This window comes from Clostridium fessum, from assembly GCF_027698965.1.
In the GTDB taxonomy this organism is placed as follows: domain Bacteria; phylum Bacillota; class Clostridia; order Lachnospirales; family Lachnospiraceae; genus Otoolea; species Otoolea fessa.
In genome coordinates this window covers 23,241-40,674 of record NZ_JAQEQF010000007.1, presented here as the reverse complement: position 1 = coordinate 40,674, position 17,434 = coordinate 23,241, and the positions used below count along the sequence as shown (strand labels likewise).

At 48.0% G+C, this 17,434-nt stretch carries 16 protein-coding genes; 2 read left to right on the top strand and 14 right to left on the bottom strand.

The window, feature by feature from the left end; genetic code table 11:
- Positions 1-100: 100 nt before the first annotated feature.
- The 3 genes from PG862_RS09960 to PG862_RS09950 all read right to left on the bottom strand — a co-directional run bounded on the left by PG862_RS09960 (position 101) and on the right by PG862_RS09950 (position 3,199).
- On the bottom strand, positions 101-958 hold the full coding sequence (locus PG862_RS09960) for a DUF975 family protein (protein ID WP_118492485.1): 858 nt from the start codon (positions 956-958) through the stop codon (positions 101-103).
- Positions 959-1,234: 276 nt separating this feature from the next.
- Complete coding sequence (locus tag PG862_RS09955; protein ID WP_107001503.1) at positions 1,235-1,879, bottom strand: cytidylate kinase-like family protein; 645 nt, start codon at positions 1,877-1,879, stop codon at positions 1,235-1,237.
- Between the two features lie 30 nt (positions 1,880-1,909).
- Positions 1,910-3,199 carry a galactokinase gene (locus PG862_RS09950; protein ID WP_118749773.1) on the bottom strand — a complete coding sequence of 430 codons (1,290 nt, stop codon included), beginning with the start codon at positions 3,197-3,199 and terminating at the stop codon, positions 1,910-1,912.
- A gap of 492 nt (positions 3,200-3,691) precedes the next feature.
- Between PG862_RS09950 and PG862_RS09945 the strand changes: the two genes are divergently transcribed.
- The gene (locus PG862_RS09945; RefSeq protein ID WP_270707261.1) at positions 3,692-4,717 is read left to right on the top strand and encodes a TIGR01212 family radical SAM protein; all 1,026 of its coding nucleotides are present in this window, start codon (positions 3,692-3,694) and stop codon (positions 4,715-4,717) included.
- Positions 4,718-4,719: 2 nt separating this feature from the next.
- Here PG862_RS09945 and PG862_RS09940 read toward each other — a convergent pair whose 3' ends face one another.
- From PG862_RS09940 to htpG, 5 genes are all read right to left on the bottom strand, one after another.
- Positions 4,720-5,979 carry a CapA family protein gene (locus PG862_RS09940; RefSeq protein WP_270707260.1) on the bottom strand — a complete coding sequence of 420 codons (1,260 nt, stop codon included), beginning with the start codon at positions 5,977-5,979 and terminating at the stop codon, positions 4,720-4,722.
- Between the two features lie 69 nt (positions 5,980-6,048).
- Complete coding sequence (locus PG862_RS09935) at positions 6,049-6,891, bottom strand: DegV family protein (RefSeq protein WP_118638339.1); 843 nt, start codon at positions 6,889-6,891, stop codon at positions 6,049-6,051.
- Positions 6,892-7,164: 273 nt separating this feature from the next.
- Positions 7,165-8,232 carry a CPBP family intramembrane glutamic endopeptidase gene (locus PG862_RS09930; RefSeq protein WP_182436558.1) on the bottom strand — a complete coding sequence of 356 codons (1,068 nt, stop codon included), beginning with the start codon at positions 8,230-8,232 and terminating at the stop codon, positions 7,165-7,167.
- A gap of 48 nt (positions 8,233-8,280) precedes the next feature.
- Complete coding sequence (locus tag PG862_RS09925) at positions 8,281-8,547, bottom strand: DUF2007 domain-containing protein (protein ID WP_118473033.1); 267 nt, start codon at positions 8,545-8,547, stop codon at positions 8,281-8,283.
- 210 nt (positions 8,548-8,757) lie between these two features.
- A complete protein-coding gene (htpG, locus tag PG862_RS09920; protein ID WP_118749777.1) occupies positions 8,758-10,761 on the bottom strand; it encodes a molecular chaperone HtpG in 2,004 nt (667 codons plus the stop codon).
- A 356-nt stretch (positions 10,762-11,117) separates the two neighbouring features.
- Here htpG and PG862_RS09915 point away from each other — a divergent pair, with 356 nt between their 5' ends.
- On the top strand, positions 11,118-11,612 hold the full coding sequence (locus PG862_RS09915) for a DUF5721 family protein (RefSeq protein WP_107001332.1): 495 nt from the start codon (positions 11,118-11,120) through the stop codon (positions 11,610-11,612).
- A 245-nt stretch (positions 11,613-11,857) separates the two neighbouring features.
- Here the strand turns inward: PG862_RS09915 and PG862_RS09910 are convergent, their stop codons facing one another.
- From PG862_RS09910 to PG862_RS09885, 6 genes are all read right to left on the bottom strand, one after another.
- On the bottom strand, positions 11,858-12,151 hold the full coding sequence (locus tag PG862_RS09910; protein ID WP_117796877.1) for a type II toxin-antitoxin system RelE/ParE family toxin: 294 nt from the start codon (positions 12,149-12,151) through the stop codon (positions 11,858-11,860).
- 3 nt (positions 12,152-12,154) lie between these two features.
- Positions 12,155-12,496 carry an AbrB/MazE/SpoVT family DNA-binding domain-containing protein gene (locus tag PG862_RS09905; RefSeq protein ID WP_242995823.1) on the bottom strand — a complete coding sequence of 114 codons (342 nt, stop codon included), beginning with the start codon at positions 12,494-12,496 and terminating at the stop codon, positions 12,155-12,157.
- Positions 12,497-12,901: 405 nt separating this feature from the next.
- Complete coding sequence (locus PG862_RS09900) at positions 12,902-14,074, bottom strand: M14 family zinc carboxypeptidase (RefSeq protein ID WP_107001325.1); 1,173 nt, start codon at positions 14,072-14,074, stop codon at positions 12,902-12,904.
- A 347-nt stretch (positions 14,075-14,421) separates the two neighbouring features.
- On the bottom strand, positions 14,422-15,558 hold the full coding sequence (locus PG862_RS09895) for a sodium ion-translocating decarboxylase subunit beta (RefSeq protein ID WP_107001324.1): 1,137 nt from the start codon (positions 15,556-15,558) through the stop codon (positions 14,422-14,424).
- A gap of 435 nt (positions 15,559-15,993) precedes the next feature.
- Positions 15,994-16,383 carry an Asp23/Gls24 family envelope stress response protein gene (locus PG862_RS09890; RefSeq protein WP_107001323.1) on the bottom strand — a complete coding sequence of 130 codons (390 nt, stop codon included), beginning with the start codon at positions 16,381-16,383 and terminating at the stop codon, positions 15,994-15,996.
- 307 nt (positions 16,384-16,690) lie between these two features.
- Entirely contained in the window at positions 16,691-17,422 is a 732-nt protein-coding gene (locus tag PG862_RS09885; RefSeq protein WP_353885918.1) for a SpoIIIAH-like family protein, read from the bottom strand.
- Positions 17,423-17,434: the final 12 nt, after the last annotated feature.

Below are 17,434 nucleotides of genomic sequence, written 5' to 3'. Positions count from 1 at the left end.
GGACTTTCGCCAATTTGATTTTCAAAGATTTTTATTGTTCCGTCTATCCTTACACAAGCACAGTTCTATGCAAATGATTTCATTTTTGTACAGACAGAGTTCACGCATTTTCACTTTCCTCCGGCTCATTCTCACTCCACTTATCCTGCATTTCTATCTCTTCTATTTGCCTCTTCTCATCCCGCACATCCCTATAAAATGCCGCAAATGCCGCCTCCTCATATGGGCGCAGAAACAGATAGCCAATATTGAGCGGTCCCATCAGCCCTACCAGAAACAGCACTGCCAGAAACAGCACGGTCACACCACTGAGCCTTCCCTGTGTATACAAAAGAACCGCTGGTATTATATATTGAATGCTGCAGATCAGCCGCCAGCCGATAAAGCTAAAGGTCAGGCAGAATAAATTCCATTTTTTCCCATCCATCAGGCGGCGCGACTCGGTGATCGCCTCGTTAGCGGAATATTCTGGATGTTCCATCAGCACATATGGTGTCATCGCATAGCTGTACGTCTTTATGAAACCCGGAACGAAAAACAGGCAGGTCCAGCAATATATATAAAAGCCGCGCACAAATACCATCGCCACGCCATCTGTGATCCGCGAAAACTGGGAAAATAAATCAGAAAAGGACGCTTCCTTTTTCTCTGCCAGATTCAGATGGAAACGGGCGTATCCCATCTGCCCCGCACCTCCAATAATAACCACCATCAAGCCCCAGATAAGCAAAAGCACCCAGGGCAGAAGCATGCTGCGCATCGGAAATACCTGCGTCAGCACATTCTTCACTTCCGGTCGTGCCTGTATCACTTTTTGCAGCTCTGATATTCCATTTGGCGCCGTATCGGCAATCTCCGCACCGATCAGGGAGGCTGCTAATCCCGTTCCCATCGCAAGTTTCCAGTTTCCGCGCAGTGTCTCACGCGCCATTTGCCTAAATTCAGATGCACTTCTCATGCTTTCTCCCCCTTTCTTTCTGAAATCATTGTATCATTTTTCCATTTTAACCGTCAATATGCCACTTCAAACCGTAAATAATTTGTAATAAGCTCGTAATGATTCTACTGTCGTCAAAGGAAAATTCAGAATGCCGGAATCACTCTCCCAGCATTCTGGGAGCTGATTGAGCTGGCGATCCGCTGGCACTTCTCATCTTCCAAATCTGCCCTGCTTCCTACAATCTTCAACTGAAATTTTTAGCCTGCATCACAGACAGGTTGTTTTCATTTTTCCCTACTTCATATACCCGCGCAGCTTCACATATTCCTTGATCAGCTCCGCCGTCTCGTCCAGTCCGAGGCGGGTCGTATTGATCGGAAGATCGTAGTTCTTCATATTTTTCCAGTCATTTCCGGTAAAATATTTATAATAATTCTTCCGCTCATTCTCAATCTTCCGGATGCGCTTCTTCGCTCTTTCTTCACTGATGCAGTCTACTTCCATAACGCGCTGCACGCGGCGCACACGGTCGGCATAGACAAAGATGCGGATCAGATTTTCGATCTCCTCGTCCTGATCCAGCACATAGCCAGCCGCACGGCCTACAAATACGCACGGTTCCTGTTCTGCCAGCTCCCGCATCACCATCGCCTGGAATTTAAACAGGTTATCCGGCGATGTCACATCGCCTTTCAGGGACGGCTTTCCGAACACATCTGCCTTCTTCGCGCCAGTCAGACGGTGAAGCAGGTTGTTTCCCGCTTTCTCATCCGCTAAACGGAAAAATTCCTCTCCGACCGCACTCTTCTCCGACGCCATCTTTAAGATCTCATCGTCGTAGAAATGAAGCCCCAGCTCCTCTGCCAGCTTGCGTCCCACAATACGTCCTCCGCTTCCGTACTCCCTCTCGATTGTGATAATCAGATTTTTATTTCCCATAAATTCCACCGCCTTTCCAGGTCCCAATTTTTAGATGCGCTCGCTCACGCAGATTGCGCCGTGCGGGCGGATGCTCATGCGGTATACATTGCCCTCTCCGATCGCATTTTCAATGTATTCTGTATACTCGTCCACCAGATCATTCGGAATCATCGCCATGATGACACCGGCAAATCCGCCGCCATGAACCCGGCACGCGCCGCGTCCTTTTTTCGCAATAAACAGCTCTGTCAGCGCCAGCGCAATGCTGATGCCCTGCTCCTGCACGTTGGCAGTCGTGTATACATTCTGAAGCCATTTCCAGGAAGAATTGCCCGAAGCAGTGATTCCCTCCAAAAAGGCTGCAAAATCATTTTCGAGGAGCGCCTTTACTTCCTGCTCTACTCTCTTATTTTCCTCAAAGAAATGGAATGCACGCATCACAGAGCGATCACCCGCAAATGCACGGACTTCCGGCAGATTTTCGATCACCTCTTCCTCGGAAATCTCCGCGCATACCTCTTTGCCAAAATACTGCGCTACTTTCTTCATCTCGTTCGGAACAGAAGAATAATCCGCACTCAGATCCGCGTGACCTTTTCCCGTATTTACAATCATCAGGCTGTGATCCTGTGCACCAAAATCAAAATCAATCTTCTCCACAACCGGCGCTTCCGGGTTTTTGAAATCGATCGTAATCAGACCGCCGACCGCGCACGCCATCTGGTCGAGCAGTCCGGACGCCTTGTTCCAGAACTTGTTTTCTGCATATTTTCCGATGTGCGCGTAGGTGACAACGTCCATCTTGCCCTCATTGAACATCGTATTTAACATAGAGCAGATCAGCATCTCATAGGAAGCCGAAGAGCTGACGCCCGCCGCGCTGATAACATTGCTGGTAATGTATGCGTCAAATCCGCCGACCTTGTATCCTCTCTCCTCAAAACCCTTTAAAATGCCCTTTGTCAGGTCGATGGTGCCGCTCATACCCGCGCTCGGTTTCAGGTCACTTAAATGGATGCTGAAATTTTGATGAAATGTCTCACTTAAAATGCGGATCGTGTCGGTTCCGTTCGGTGCCGCCGCTCCGACGCAGTCCAGGTTGATGCTGCCCGCCAGCACCTTGCCATGATTGTGATCGGTGTGGTTGCCGCTGATCTCCGTCCGTCCCGGGGAAGTAAACAGCTTGATATCGCGTTCCCCATATGTTTTTTCAAAGTGCTCTGCCACATAGCGGTAACGCGCCCGGTTCTCCTCCGCTTTCTCCGCCCCGTATAATTCTGCCATCAGCACTTTCGTTTTCTCAGATTCCAGCTGTTTCAGTGTTTCTTTGACTGACATATTCCTTCTCCTTTTCCCCAAATTGTTTGTTACTGTTCACGCATACGTGCCCAGTAACGGAATTTGCCGTGGCTTCGCATTTTAATACGGCAAATTCCTGCTGCCACCACGTTTTCTTACAGCACTTTCGGTTCCAAAAGTGCCTACCCGTGAACAATTGTTTCCTTTATATATATGGTTATGATTTCAGACATTTTGATTCAATCTGACTTCTTGTATGTATTATATCATAACTCACGAACCCGCGCTATCGCGCTCTACCGCCCTGCTTCGCATGGCTGTTCGTTCGTTAATGGCGCAAGAAAAGAATATGTCTGCTTCGCAGCCGCATTCTTTTCTTCTGCGCTCATTATATCATTTTCCTCAAAATGCCTCAATACGATATTCTTTCGTGTGTTTACAAAATGCTGTGGTTCTGGTAAGCTTTCATTTATATGTAATATTTTTGGCAACTGTTCAGTTACTATTTTTGATTAAAACACAGGAGTTCCTATGAAATCAACGACTCAATCCCATATATCATTACCTGAAAATTTTCATCATACCCCCGCCGCCTCCAATGGTCGGTCATTTTCTGTTCCACCCCGCCGCTACTCCGACGGTCGTCCCTACTATTCGTTAAACGCATGGCTGAAAGACCAATTTGGGCAGAAAATCTACAAGCTGGCGCTCGACGGCGGCATGACCTGTCCCAACCGGGACGGTACGCTGGGAACGGGCGGCTGTATTTTCTGCAGCCACGGCGGTTCCGGCGATTTTGCAGAGCCGGCTCACACCTCCGTGACCGAACAGATCGAAGCGGCAAAGGCGCGTGTCGCAAATAAAATAAAGGGTGGAAAATATGTCGCATATTTCCAGTCCTACACAAATACCTATGCGCCTGTCTCCTATCTGGAGCCGCTTTTTTCCGAAGCAATCGCCCACCCGGACGTGGCTGCCCTGTCCATCGGAACCCGCCCGGACTGCCTGCCGCCGGATGTCCTGGAGCTTCTCGCCCGCTTAAACCGCCGAAAACCGGTCTGGGTGGAACTGGGACTTCAGACCATCCATGAGGAAAGTGCCGCGCGCATCCAGCGCGGTTATTCCCTCCCGGTCTTTGAAAATGCCGTCCGTGAACTGAAAGCCGCCGGTCTGACCGTCATCGTCCATGTCATTCTGGGGCTGCCTGATGAAACGAAAGCTCAGATGCTCGATACCGTCCGCTATCTGGCCGATTTCCAGCCTGCTATCGACGGCATCAAACTTCAGCTTCTCCACATTTTACGCGGCACGAAGCTGGCAGAGCTCTACGAACAGGCACCTTTTCCGGTCTTTTCAATGGACGAATACATTGAGCTGCTGATCGAATGTATCCGCCTGCTGCCGCCCGATATGGTCATCCACCGGATCAGCGGCGATGGACCGAAAAAATTGCTGGTCGCACCGGAATGGAGTGGAAATAAGCGGGCATTTTTGAATACGTTTTCCAAGGCACTGCGGGAAAGCGGGTGTTTTCAGGGGCAGGATTTCACGAATTGATTTTACTGCACCTGCACCTTTCCATTCTCATCAATCTGCACGCCGTCCGAAAGCCCCTGTATCTTCTGGTAAAACGCCTCTTTCTTCCCCATGTCCAGCTCTCTCGTATATCCGGCAGATGAAGTTGCAGGCACAATTGAAAGCGCCGTCTCTCCCTGTGCATCTACCGACGCCTGCACCAGCATTGTCTCCGGAATCGAGCTTCCGAACACAAAATTTCCCAGACTGTACAGAATCCATTTTCCATGATACAGCTCAATCCCCTGCAGCACATGTGGATGGCTGCCAACCACCAGATCAGCGCCCGCGTCGATGTACTGATGTCCCATCTCCCGCTGGTACGCCTCTGGCTGCGTGTTCCGCTCGATACCCCAGTGGACATAGACAACCAGATAATCACACTCTTTCTTTACCTTCTGGATCTCCTGCACGACCGAAGCCGTGTCATACGCCGAAAACATGCCCGGATGCGACGATCCTGCCGCCCATCCGCCCGTCGGAAAGACGCGCGACGCGCCCAGAAAACCAATCTTTTTTCCATTTTTCTCAATGATCTGCGGCTGTTTCGCCTCTTCCAGATTTTTTCCCGCCCCAACATGCAAAATCCCGGCACTGTCCAGCGTATCGCACGTGTCCAGCAGTGCGTCCGTGCCGTAATCTAGCGCATGGTTGTTCGCCACCGTCACAATGTCTGGTCCGATCTCCTGTAAAATAGACACGCGGGACGGGGATACCCGGAACGTAAACTGTTTATCCGCCGCCTGTGTTCCCCGGTCGCTGAACGGAAATTCCAGGTTTGCCATAAAAATATCAGACTCCGCGATCGTCTCCCGCAAGCTCTCTCCGAGGACGCCACCGATACCTCCCACACGGTCGTAGGCATTTAAAACATGGTTGGAAAAATAGATATCTCCGGCAAACAGAAGCGAACACTCATTTGAATCATTTTCTCCCGGTTCTGACTCAAGTTTGCCAGATTCGTCCTGCCCCTGCATTTCCACCCCCAGTTCCGCGCCATCTACCTGTTCTGACTCCACCTGCCCGTCTATATCTGTTTCCGGATCAAGCGTTTCTTCCGATACCGTTTTGTCTTTTGGCTCCAATGAGATTGTCTCTTTCCATATGGAACCTCCCGCCTGGCATCCGCCAAGCAAAAGCGTCATTCCTGCCAAAATTGTCATATTTCCAATTCTAGATAAAAGAAATGCCGTCCGGTATCTGAACGGCATTTTCGTGCATTTACTAAAAAATGTATGCTTCATTTTTCCTCAATCAATCGCAGCTGTCCGGCGTTTTCCACCTTTCCAGCTGTCATCACCCACTCTTTCTCCCTACAGTGTCATAATGATTCCGCCGTCGCCCGCATACACGGTTGCAACGCCAGCCGTATTCGTGATCACTACCTCACGGAAGTTTGCCCGTTTACACATGATCTCTTTCACGTGCTCAGCACGTTCCGGGTTATTACAGTGTGCGATCACCAGACGTTTGCTTGCGGTATCGCCGCCCTCTTTGCACGCAATCTCCGCCATCCGGTCGAGCGCCCGGGTCATGCCGCGCGCCTGATCAAGCTTGATGATCGTACCGCTGTCCGCGCCCATAACCGGCTTGATATTCAGCGCCGACGCGATAAAAGCCGTCAAACCGGTCAGACGGCCATTTTTCTTTAAGAAATCAAGCGTCTCAATGACGAAATACGTGTTCATCGAATCCCGATATGCCTCCGTCTGCCTGCAGATCTCCTCAAACGGAAGACCTTTCTCGCACAGATCCCGGATGAACAGCGCAATATTTAACTCGCCCGCCGACGCCGACAGGGAATCAATGACTGCAATCTTCTTCCCGTCCGTTCCGTTCTCTTCCTCATAAAGGCGTTTTGCCAAAGCCGCCGAGTTGTAGCAACCGCTCAGATGGTTCGAAAGCGTTACCACGAAAATATATTCTGCCTCGCCCTCAAATGCTTCCTTGAAGCTCTCCGGCGATGGACACGCCGTCTTCGGGCACTCGGGACTTGCCTTTACCTTTGCCAGAAACTCCTTCTGGTTAAATGTCTCATCATCCGTTACCTTGTAATCCCCTATCTGAAGGGTCAGCGGAATCATCTGAAAATGCGGATCCAATTTCAGTTCCTCCGTCAAATCCATGCAGCTGTCACCAATAATTTTATATAACATAACGTCCTCCCGTTACGCAATTCACATCACGTAGTATTCATTACTATTTATTATAGTAATCACACAGTAGGAAGTCAAGCATAATCCCGTGAAATACATGCTGAAATACATGACAAACACATGAACAGTGTTACTGTTCACGCACACGTGCCCAGTAACAGATTTTACCGTGGCTTCGCATTTAAATACAACTAATTCCTGCTGCCACCACGTTATCTTACGGCACTTTCACTTCCAAAAGTGCCTACTTGTGAACAGCAACTGACCACCACATCATCTCGACAAGAAAAACGCCATCGTAATCAAACTTACCAGAATAAATGCCACTGTTCCGAGATTCCCATACATTGCCCCACATATATTGCGGAATTTCACTCCCTCTGGGAGTGCCCCATCGGACAGCCGGATTTTCCGGAAATTGAAAATCAGCAGAACAAACGCCCCGATGATCGTGCAGCCCATAAACCCGGTCATCAGAAACGTGATAAACAGCGGCAGCAGCGTATCCTGTGTTCCAAGCATCGCTATCACTAACGACCAGCTGTTGATCAGAATATGCAGCAGACAATTATAACGCATCCGTCCCGTCTTCACCGCCACATATCCCAGAACCACGCCAATCACCGCCGCATAGAGAAACTGCGTCACATTTCCGTGCATCAGACCAAACATCAGCGCCGTGTAGGTAATCGCCGCCTTATCGCCAAAACGGCGCAATCGGTTTAAGAGTTTCCATCGAAAGATATATTCCTCAATAATGGGTCCTAAAAACCCTACATATAAAATCATTACCGGCGAGAGCGAATCCAGCATCTCGTTGACCGGGTTCATCGCGGATGCATCGCCGCCGCTACTTGCCGCCACCGCATCATTGATTGCATTTCCCAGCAGGTTAAAGATAGTTCCAAATCCCTGTGCCAAAATAAAAAACATACAGAACTGCAGGAAACTAATCTTCATTTTCTCTGCCCGTTCTTCCGGGACAAGGCGCAGAATTAAAAATACGAATGGAAGAACCAGCGCATAGATGACCAGCGTGCTTCCGCCGTCCTCATACCACGCTGCATTTACCATCCGGTTCAAAAACGTACTGATCACGCCTCCGTCCGCCCATACGTTGCCAGCCACTTCCAGAAGTATGCTGACAAGTACCGTCATCACGCTGAAAAATGCCAGCGCCCAGCCGAGGACATTGCAGACACGGCGCACCTCGCGGCGGCAGTTTTTTCGGATTTGTTTCGGACTCTGAACCGCATTCTGCAGCTCAGGTTCCATTTGCAGACCATTTTCTTCTGCCTCCCGCTGCCAAAGATCCGATTCGTTCCAGTTTCCCTCTCCCATTTTCTCTCCTTCGTCATTCAGGCCTTTCATTCTCAGAAAATACCTGTTTTATCTTCCGGCGCTTTCTATCACACGGCGCGCCTTTTCCTCCTCTGCTTTCTGCACATAAAACAGATATTCCCGTTCCGATGCCGCATTTTCTCCCGCACTTCCCAGCCTCGCCCGCTGATTGCCGGAAAGCACGCCCGATTTCAGACGGTTCTGCACCTTGACCTGATACTCAATTCCCGCCTGTTCCAGCTGCTCCCGGATCGCCGCCTGCCGTTTCATATCAAACGTCGCGCCAACCTGTTTCCATCCTCCGATTCCAAACATACACGCACCTCCCCGTCAAATCTGAAAAAACCTTGCTAAGTGCTCCTATTCTATCATAAATCCTAAATTCGTGAAATAGTGAATCCCATTTGCTCTCTTACGACAGGTAATAAAAGAGCTGCCACATTTACGTGCAGCAGCTCCGTCATTATATCATATATGATATTTTAACATATTTTCCTATATAAAACAGTCGTGAACCAGACGCCCTTAGTTCAGCATCATACCCATAATCTCATTCGACCGTGCGATAAACTTCGTCATGCGCTCCGATGTCAGGGAACCGTGGCTGAGCTGTGCCAGGTCGTAGAGCTGTTCGCAGATCTTCGGCGTATTCTCGCCATCCGTGTGCTCTAAGACGTACTGAACGAGCTTGTTGTTCGCGTTGAGTACCAGCACCTGACCGCTGCCGCCGAACATCGACGCGTCCATGCCCATGTTGTACATCTTCATCATATCCTGCATACGGCGTGTTTCCTCCGACAGGGTGATCATCGAAGAAATCTCAGCATCCTTCAGCTTCTCAACCTTTACCTGCAGCTTATCATCGCCCAGTGCTTTCTTGAAGGTCTCTGTCAGCGTCTCTTCCTGTTTCTTGAGCGCTTCCTTGTCCTCTTCCTTCACTTCCTCGCGCAGCGTGTCATTGACATCGGCATCAATACGCAGGAATTTCAGGTTCTCATGCTTCTGCTCTTCCTGGCTGATGAATGGATTATCAATGCTGTGAGACATGATGATCGCATCCTGTCCGTTTGCCTTGAACATGTTGATGTACTGGCTCTGCTCTTTCTCATTTGTTACATAGTAGATCTGGTTCTCATGACCTTCCTCTTTCGCCTTATCCATGCAGTCTTTCAGCGTCAGATATTTTCCGTCCAGATTCTTGTAAATGATGTAGTCATCCATCTTCTCAGCAAATTTCTCATCCTTTAAGCAGCCAAATTTGATAAATGGAGCGATATCGTCCCAATATTTCTCATAGGTCTCACGGTCTGTCTTGCACATACCGGTCAGCTTGTCCGCTACCTTCTTGGTGATGTAATCGGAAATCTTCTTTACAAATCCATCATTCTGCAGCGCACTTCTCGATACATTCAACGGCAGATCCGGACAGTCGATCACGCCCTTTAAGAGCATCAGGAACTCCGGAATAACTTCCTTGATATTATCCGCGATAAATACCTGGTTGTTGTACAGCTTGATGGTGCCCTCAATGCTCTCGTACTCCATGTTGATCTTCGGGAAGTACAGAATTCCTTTCAGGTTGAACGGATAATCCATGTTCAGATGAATCCAGAACAGCGGTTCCTTGTAATCCATAAATACCTTGCGGTAAAATTCTTTGTATTCTTCCTCGGTACACTCGTTCGGATGCTTGTTCCACAGCGGGTGAATGTCATTCAGTGCCACCGGACGTTTCAGGATCTTATATTTCTCGGTTCTCGGAGATACCTCCACGGTCTCTTTCGTGCCGTCCCCTTTCTCCTTTTCCTCGGTCTTTGCTTCCTCGACCACCGTCTCAACGATGGTGTCCTTGTCGGTCAGCTGATCCTTCTCGATCGTCTCATACTCCGGTTCTGCCGTTGCATTTTTCAGGTAAATCTCAACCGGCATGAAAGAGCAGTACTTCTGGATGACTTCACGTGCGCGATACTCATTGCAGAACTCAGTGCTGTCTTCATTTAAATAAAGGACAATCTTGGTACCATTGCCTTCCTTATCGCCCTTATCCATCGCAAACTCAGTGCCGCCCTCAGACTCCCAGTGAACCGGCTCTGCGTCTTTCTTATAAGAAAGAGTATCGATCGTAACCTTGTCCGCTACCATGAATGCAGAATAGAAACCCAAACCGAAATGACCGATGATCTGGTCTTCGTTTGCTTTGTCCTTATATTTTGCCAGGAAATCCTGTGCACCGGAAAATGCGATCTGGTTAATGTACTCTTCCACTTCCTCGGCAGTCATACCGATACCATTATCCTCGACGGTGATCGTCTTGTCCTCAGAATTAACGGTAACCTGAATCTTATACTCCGTCTCTCCCGGCTCCTCATACTCGCCCATCAGCGCCAGCTTTTTCAGCTTCGTGATCGCGTCGCATCCGTTGGAAATCAGCTCACGATAAAAAATATCATGATCGGAATAAAGCCATTTCTTAATGATCGGGAAAATATTCTCGCTGTTGATTGATAAACTTCCTGTTTTTGCTGCCATATCTATACACTCCTTTTGATTGCAAAATACAGTGGATATCCGCTCCCGGAAATGGAGTCTGGCAGTTTCACTCTGCCGCGTCCAATCCTGCTATCCAGCTACATAAATATACGCTTGTAAAATTCTTTTTTTGTGATTTTCCATCACCGTGACTCTTATTTTAATACCAGCGTTCCAAGATGTCAATAGAAAATTAGCACTCATTTTTGTTGAGTGCTAATAAGATTTTAAAATTCTCCGTCTTGCCAATAAGAAGTCACTTGCGTCCCCTTCCCGCCTGCGATAAAATAGAATCTACGTTATTGTTTCTACATTACACAGAAAATAACGAATTTACCATCTCAGCGAGGACACATATGATTGCCTGCAATATCTGTGATATAAAATTATTTACCAAGAAACTGTTCATCGGAGAGACATTTGACCGCTTTCTGCTTAAGGAAGCGGAGATCGTGACGTTCAACACCTTCTCCATCGACGGACGCGTCCATAAAAGCTTTTATTCCGAAGAAGAGCGTGCCGAGGGGCAGATTGAAGAATATTCAACCTGGAAAACTCTGCGCCCGTTCTGTTTTTCCCTAATAAAAGGAAAAAAGCTTCCGGAGCGCTTCTCCATCATTTTGAAGCTTCCGAAAGCTGCCACCGAACAGTTTCTGACCGCCCGCAAAAGCCAATGGCTCCCGGAGCAGGTCGGCGGACTGTTCTTAAATATTCATTATGAAAACCAGCATTTAAGCTGTGTCACCGGGCTGTCGCTCAACCAATTTACGTTAGACAAGACGCTGGAACGCGAGTGGGACGAGTCGATCCGGACATTTTTGCGAAAAGAAGAGCTGCCGTTTGAGGAATAACGGCAGCCCTGTTTTATCGGGTGTTCAGTTGTACATCTCTAATTAATGTCCCTTTTGTGATTTTATATAAAATCGTATTTCAGAATTTGCAAACCATATTTTTATAAAAAGAATATATTTTCCATTTTGTATAATTTTAGTTTCCTGTTTTTGTCGATTTGTTCCAAAGCAAAGAGGGAAATGCTCAAAAATAGAACATGTCATTGTCAGTCTCTACTTTCAATCGCACGTTCTTTCCCAGTATGTCACTTTTTTATGTAACGCTTCAATTCATCATAAAAATTTTCTCTTGTTCCAGCCATAACAACGATTATCATTTCTCCATCTACCCATTCAACGGTATATGCAAGTTCATAATTCGTTTTATTATAATAGATATCATAACCATAAAACCCGGCTAAATCTCCAGTTTTTAGTTCCCCAACTGTATAATCTTCACAAATCTTATCAACTGCCTCCTGATAAAGTCTTTTTAACTTCTTGTCCTTCAGCTTCTTAATGTACTTTGCGGCAGGAGGATTAAATCGAACTGGCAGCATAAACTAATCCTCCATTCCAAAAATATCCTCATAAGTTGTATAATCTGCTTTTCCCTCTGCAATCTCTTCTGCTTTCGTTAGCATCGCCTCCGCTGCCGGTCTCATTTGCGCCTGACGCTTTTTAAATTCTGTCAGAAGTTCTTCTCCAGATAAACCTTCCCTGATCAGCTCTGCTAAAATCTGTTCTGCAAATTCACCGCCTGACGATACCTTAATAGGACGAATAATCAGCTCTCCATCACGCATCACACATTCTGCCTCATCCCCAAAACCGAGTAACTGATAAAACTTCTGTGGAATCGTCACCTGCCTTTTGGACGAAATACTGAGAATTTTCCGATTCATCTTTGTATTGCCTCTTTCTATTACCGATGTTGACATGCTTCACTCCCTCTTTTTTATTATATGTCTATTTTTTCTTTGTATTCTCGTTTTCTTGGTTTCTTTGTTCTTGGTTTTATTATAAGGATTTTATTCGTCAAAGTCAATCATGCAAAATTTTTCATTTCAAGTCGAACGTCCGTGAGACTTGACGCGTGATTCTGGTCAGCGAAGCTGACATATTCCTATCAGAATCACTGCGCATCCTCGCGGAGCATTTTTTATTTCATAGGAAGAACTGATAACCCAAATAGTGAACCAACTCACAAACACTAACTCTTTATTCTTACACAACAAAAAAGGATGCACGACCACTTCCAACTCCAGTCGCACATCATTTTTCTATCTAATCTTCATTTTATTCCATCATCAATGTGTCGCCACATAATATCCCAGCGTTGCCGGGACTGCCTTATTCTGGTTCCAGATCGCCGGATATTCCGAGAAAGATACCGGGCAGGTGGAACGTCCTACCTCGATCGTGATACCAGGGATGCCTGCTGCCTGCTGCAGCCAGTCCTTCAAGCCGCCGACGCCCTTGCTTCCAAGAACGGAATAACCATTCAAGGCATGAACAGCGTTTGCCAGCGCCTTGGACTCTGCCGCTTTCTGGTTGTTCTGCGTATCCCAGTAAATCACATTTCCCATCGCATGATAGTTGATAACCGCATTGAATCCCGTTCCCTGAATCAAGTTCGCGATTGCCTGGCTCTCCGGCTCTGACAGTGGGTTGGTTCCCTTATAACCATTTGCAGACGGATGGGTTAAAGACACATTGATTCCCTCCCAGTTTGCTGCAAAGTTATAGTTCAGATCGACACCGCGTGCATTCGCCTTCCAGCGTCTCATATACTCTTCATAGCTGACCGTTGTCCGGCTGGATGCCTTGTCCGCCGCGTACGCCGCCTGCATCGTCTGGCGCAGTTCCTCCGACTGGATACCATTCTCGCCCATCTGGCTGATCGTGACTCCATCCGGATTCAGCATCGGCACAAAATGAAATGCCACCTGTCCCAATATGTTAGAAAGCGGTTGCGTCATATAGGTACCATTATTCGTAAATCCAGCTGCCAGATACTCGAGCTGCTGCATCATCAGCGGTACAACGATATACTCTCTGGCATGAATCGCCCCCTGGAACAGAATCTTCTTGGATGCGTTCGGATTGCCGACAATCACATCGTAGATATCACGTCCGTCCGCCGATTTTCCAATCGATTTCACGGTCACTGTTCCCGGATAACGGCTTGCCAGCGCCGAAATATCGTTTACCATCTGGCTATAGGAATACTTGTCCACCGGATTGACAACCGGATTAGATAACGTCTGATTATAATAGGAATTATCCGCCTGCTGTCCCGCATTCGCGTTCGTGGTTCCCGGACCGCCCGGTCCGATCACTGGTGCTGCCGCTGCCGGATCATCCGCCGGTCCTGCATACGCTGTAACTGCCGATAAGCTGCTGCACACAACTGACAGGGATAAACAAGTTGCCAAAGCGCCTTTTCGCAGCAGGCGCTGAATTTTATTTCGTTGACTCATTCTCATGTCTCCTTCTGGCCCTTTCAAACTCTTACAAACAATGTTTCTATTATAGATTTACCTCTGTCGAATGTCAACGAACTGCATAAAACTGAAAGAAAAAAGAAAGATACTTTTTCCAATTTATATTTTACTTTAACTTACCTAAAATCAGCACCACTGCCGTAATAATCAGGACAACGACGAAAATTCCCGCCATTCCTTTTCCCATAATTGCCAGCGAAATCAAAAAATTATTCCACATCCGATATTTTCCTCCATCTCAATCAGTGCACTGGCTGTCTCTTGATTTTTCATCATTCAAGTGCAGCCTTCCTTTTCCATTTTATCTGCCCGACAGACCTATATTACAAATACTGGCTTACCAGCTTAATAACCAGTCCGCCCGCGATGACCGAGGCGATCTGCCCCGATACATTGGCGCCGACCGCATGCATCAGGATAATATTTCCCTTTTCCTCCTCCATCGCCAGCTTCTGCACCACGCGTGAGGACATCGGGAATGCGGAAATGCCCGCCGCACCGATCATCGGATTGATTTTCGTCTTCAAAAACAGGTTCATAAATTTAGCAAACAGCACACCGCCGATCGTATCAAAGATAAATGCAATCAGACCGATTCCCATAATCAGAAGTGTGTCAACCCGCACAAACGCATCCGCACGCATACTGAACGAAATCGTGATGCCAAGCAGCAGGGTAATCAGGTTTGCCAGCTCGTTCTGTGCCGTCTGGGAAAGTGCCGGAAGCACGCCGCACTCGCGGATCAGGTTTCCAAACATCAGAAATCCGACCAGCGCCACCGATGCCGGAGAAATCAGTCCGACAATGATAGTAACTACAATCGGAAATGCGATCTTGGTCGTTTTGGACACATTTTTCGGACTGTAGGTCATGTGAATCCGGCGTTCTTTTTTCGTCGTCACCAGACGGATCGCAAATGGCTGGATGATTGGCACCAGCGCCATGTAGGAGTACGCCGCCACCGCGATCGCGCCCACATAGTTGGAATGCATGATCTGGGAAACCAGAATGGAAGTCGGTCCATCCGCCGCACCGATGATTCCAATCGATGCCGCATCCCTGAGTTCAAATCCCATCAGCGATGCCGCACAGATCGCAAAGAAAATGCCAAACTGCGCCGCCGCACCAAATAAAAACATGATCGGCTGTGACAGAAGCGGTCCAAAGTCAATCATTGCCCCGATTCCGATAAAGAGCAGAATCGGAAGCGCCTCCGACGCGCTGATCGTCGTCTCAAACAGCCACTGTATAATACCCTGTGTCTCCCCGATGCCCTCCGTCACCTGGTTAATGACGCCGGATAATGGCAGGTTTACCATGATCGCGCCGAATCCCATCGGCAGAAGCAGCGCCGGTTCGTATTCCTTTTTGACCGCCAGCCAGATCAAAAGCCCGCCGATCAGATACATCACAACCTGCTGCGGCGTGATCGCCATGACGCCTTCCCATAAAAATTCCATGTTGTTCCTCCTGTTAATTTTGTTTTCCTTCATAAATATCCTGTTTCCTGGAGCCCCTTGCCAGGATACACCTGCTCTGGCAGCTGTCTTTCTTCGCGCTAGGTATACATCCATGTGAGCGTTTTTGTTTCATAGGACGCTTTTTCCTAATAAAACAAAAAAGACTTTCAGCATACGTTTCATCCACATATGCTAAAAGTCTTGTTCCTCACATTTGAATCATACGGCACACGCTTTTTGTTACAAAAACACACTGCCATCTGACTTACACAAGGCATGTAACCATGAGGTTTACTATCCTCAGGGTCTGTTGGTTACATGGTTATAACTACTCCCTTTTAACGCGATCATCATATCATACGGTTTTTTCCCCGTCAAGGTCAAACTGAGTATTTTGTGTTAAGAAAATGAAAAGCTACGAAAACACGAAACCTGCTATGCTTCCGCCGGCATATTGACACCCGCGATCTTAATATTAACTTCCAGAACCATCAGACCGGTCATATTTTCAATCGCTGTCTTTACTTTGTCCTGCACCTTTTCACTGACTGCCGGGATGCTGTAGCCATATTTCATATTTAAGGACAGATCCACAATCACGTGATCCTCGGTTACGGTCACTTTCACGCCCTTGCTCAAATTTTTCATGCCGAGCTTTCCGACCAGTTCATTTGTGATATTGCCAGCCATCGAATCGACACCGTCTACCTCGGTCGCTGCCAGACCTGCGATGATCGCCACTACCTCATCGGCAATTTTCACTTCTCCAATGCGGTCCTTTTCATATACGATATGTGTGCTTCTATCTTCTGCTTCTCTCGCCATTCCAAATCCCTCCTGACCACTTCCATGTACGCCCGGAATCTTCTCTTCCCACAAAAAACAGATGCTCGAATACTTCCAGAAATACATTTCAATTAAGTGTTTTTATTATACCAAAAATACAGGAGTTTGCAAAGGCATTTCCAGTTCGAATCTTATCCGAGTTACTGTTCACGCATACGTGCCCAGTAACGGAATTTGCCGTGGCTTCGCATTTTAATACGGCAAATTCCTGCTGCCACCACGTTTTCTTACGGCACTTTCGGTTCCAAAAGTGCCTACCCGTGAACATTAACTCATCCGAACTTCCTCAATCTCCCAGGTTTAAAAGGGAAATCACGATATTTTCCGCCGATATCTCGGTTTTCCGTTTTACAATATCCTCGATCTGCGCGCGCTGCGGATCTGTGATGGACGGCGCGTTGACAACGACATCCACTTTTCCATCCGTGATGCTGACAACCGGATCGGCAAATCCTTTCGCCATCAGAAGCGTTTCCGCTGCATTTTCCTTCTCCGCTATCGCATTGAGTGCCAGCATATCCTGAACGGCTGCCTCTTTTGCCGACGCATCCAGATTTTCATTGTTAATCAGGGCATTCAGCGCTTCGCGGTTCTTGGCGCGGATCTGTTCACGGCTGAGCTGTACATTGGCTATGTACTCTGCCACGCCGGTTCCGCCTGTCAAAACCGCCTCGCCCGGGTTATCGACTGCCGGATTGTCCGCAGATGCCTCCTCTCCGTCCGCCGCCCCCTGCGCTGTGCCCTCCTCACTGCCTGCTGCCAGCGGATCTCCCTCTCCCGGATCGTCAAGACTTGCAATCTCCTCATATTCACCGTCCGCCACGCTTCCGGACACCGCCTGATTTTCCGAATATATATCGCTATCTGAAATCTTGGTCGCCCCCGCTTCATATGTATCCGCCCCCGGCAGATCGGATTTTCCCGCATAGTTGAGATACCCCGCCGCCGCAATCATGATCGCCAGCGTCGTGATGATGATTTGATTTCTCCTGAAAACGCGTTTCATCTTCATTCTCATATTTGCATACTC

Excerpts from the sequence above, each read along its gene's own strand:
- PG862_RS09960 (WP_118492485.1), bottom strand. The coding sequence starts at position 958 with ATGAGAAGTGCATCTGAATTTAGGCAAATGGCGCGTGAGACACTGCGC.
- PG862_RS09955 (WP_107001503.1), bottom strand. The coding sequence starts at position 1,879 with ATGGGAAATAAAAATCTGATTATCACAATCGAGAGGGAGTACGGAAGC.
- PG862_RS09950 (WP_118749773.1), bottom strand. The coding sequence starts at position 3,199 with ATGTCAGTCAAAGAAACACTGAAACAGCTGGAATCTGAGAAAACGAAA.
- PG862_RS09945 (WP_270707261.1), top strand. The coding sequence starts at position 3,692 with ATGAAATCAACGACTCAATCCCATATATCATTACCTGAAAATTTTCAT.
- PG862_RS09940 (WP_270707260.1), bottom strand. The coding sequence starts at position 5,979 with ATGAAGCATACATTTTTTAGTAAATGCACGAAAATGCCGTTCAGATAC.
- PG862_RS09935 (WP_118638339.1), bottom strand. The coding sequence starts at position 6,891 with ATGTTATATAAAATTATTGGTGACAGCTGCATGGATTTGACGGAGGAA.
- PG862_RS09930 (WP_182436558.1), bottom strand. The coding sequence starts at position 8,232 with ATGGGAGAGGGAAACTGGAACGAATCGGATCTTTGGCAGCGGGAGGCA.
- PG862_RS09925 (WP_118473033.1), bottom strand. The coding sequence starts at position 8,547 with ATGTTTGGAATCGGAGGATGGAAACAGGTTGGCGCGACGTTTGATATG.
- htpG (WP_118749777.1), bottom strand. The coding sequence starts at position 10,761 with ATGGCAGCAAAAACAGGAAGTTTATCAATCAACAGCGAGAATATTTTC.
- PG862_RS09915 (WP_107001332.1), top strand. The coding sequence starts at position 11,118 with ATGATTGCCTGCAATATCTGTGATATAAAATTATTTACCAAGAAACTG.
- PG862_RS09910 (WP_117796877.1), bottom strand. The coding sequence starts at position 12,151 with ATGCTGCCAGTTCGATTTAATCCTCCTGCCGCAAAGTACATTAAGAAG.
- PG862_RS09905 (WP_242995823.1), bottom strand. The coding sequence starts at position 12,496 with ATGAATCGGAAAATTCTCAGTATTTCGTCCAAAAGGCAGGTGACGATT.
- PG862_RS09900 (WP_107001325.1), bottom strand. The coding sequence starts at position 14,074 with ATGAGTCAACGAAATAAAATTCAGCGCCTGCTGCGAAAAGGCGCTTTG.
- PG862_RS09895 (WP_107001324.1), bottom strand. The coding sequence starts at position 15,558 with ATGGAATTTTTATGGGAAGGCGTCATGGCGATCACGCCGCAGCAGGTT.
- PG862_RS09890 (WP_107001323.1), bottom strand. The coding sequence starts at position 16,383 with ATGGCGAGAGAAGCAGAAGATAGAAGCACACATATCGTATATGAAAAG.
- PG862_RS09885 (WP_353885918.1), bottom strand. The coding sequence starts at position 17,422 with ATGAGAATGAAGATGAAACGCGTTTTCAGGAGAAATCAAATCATCATC.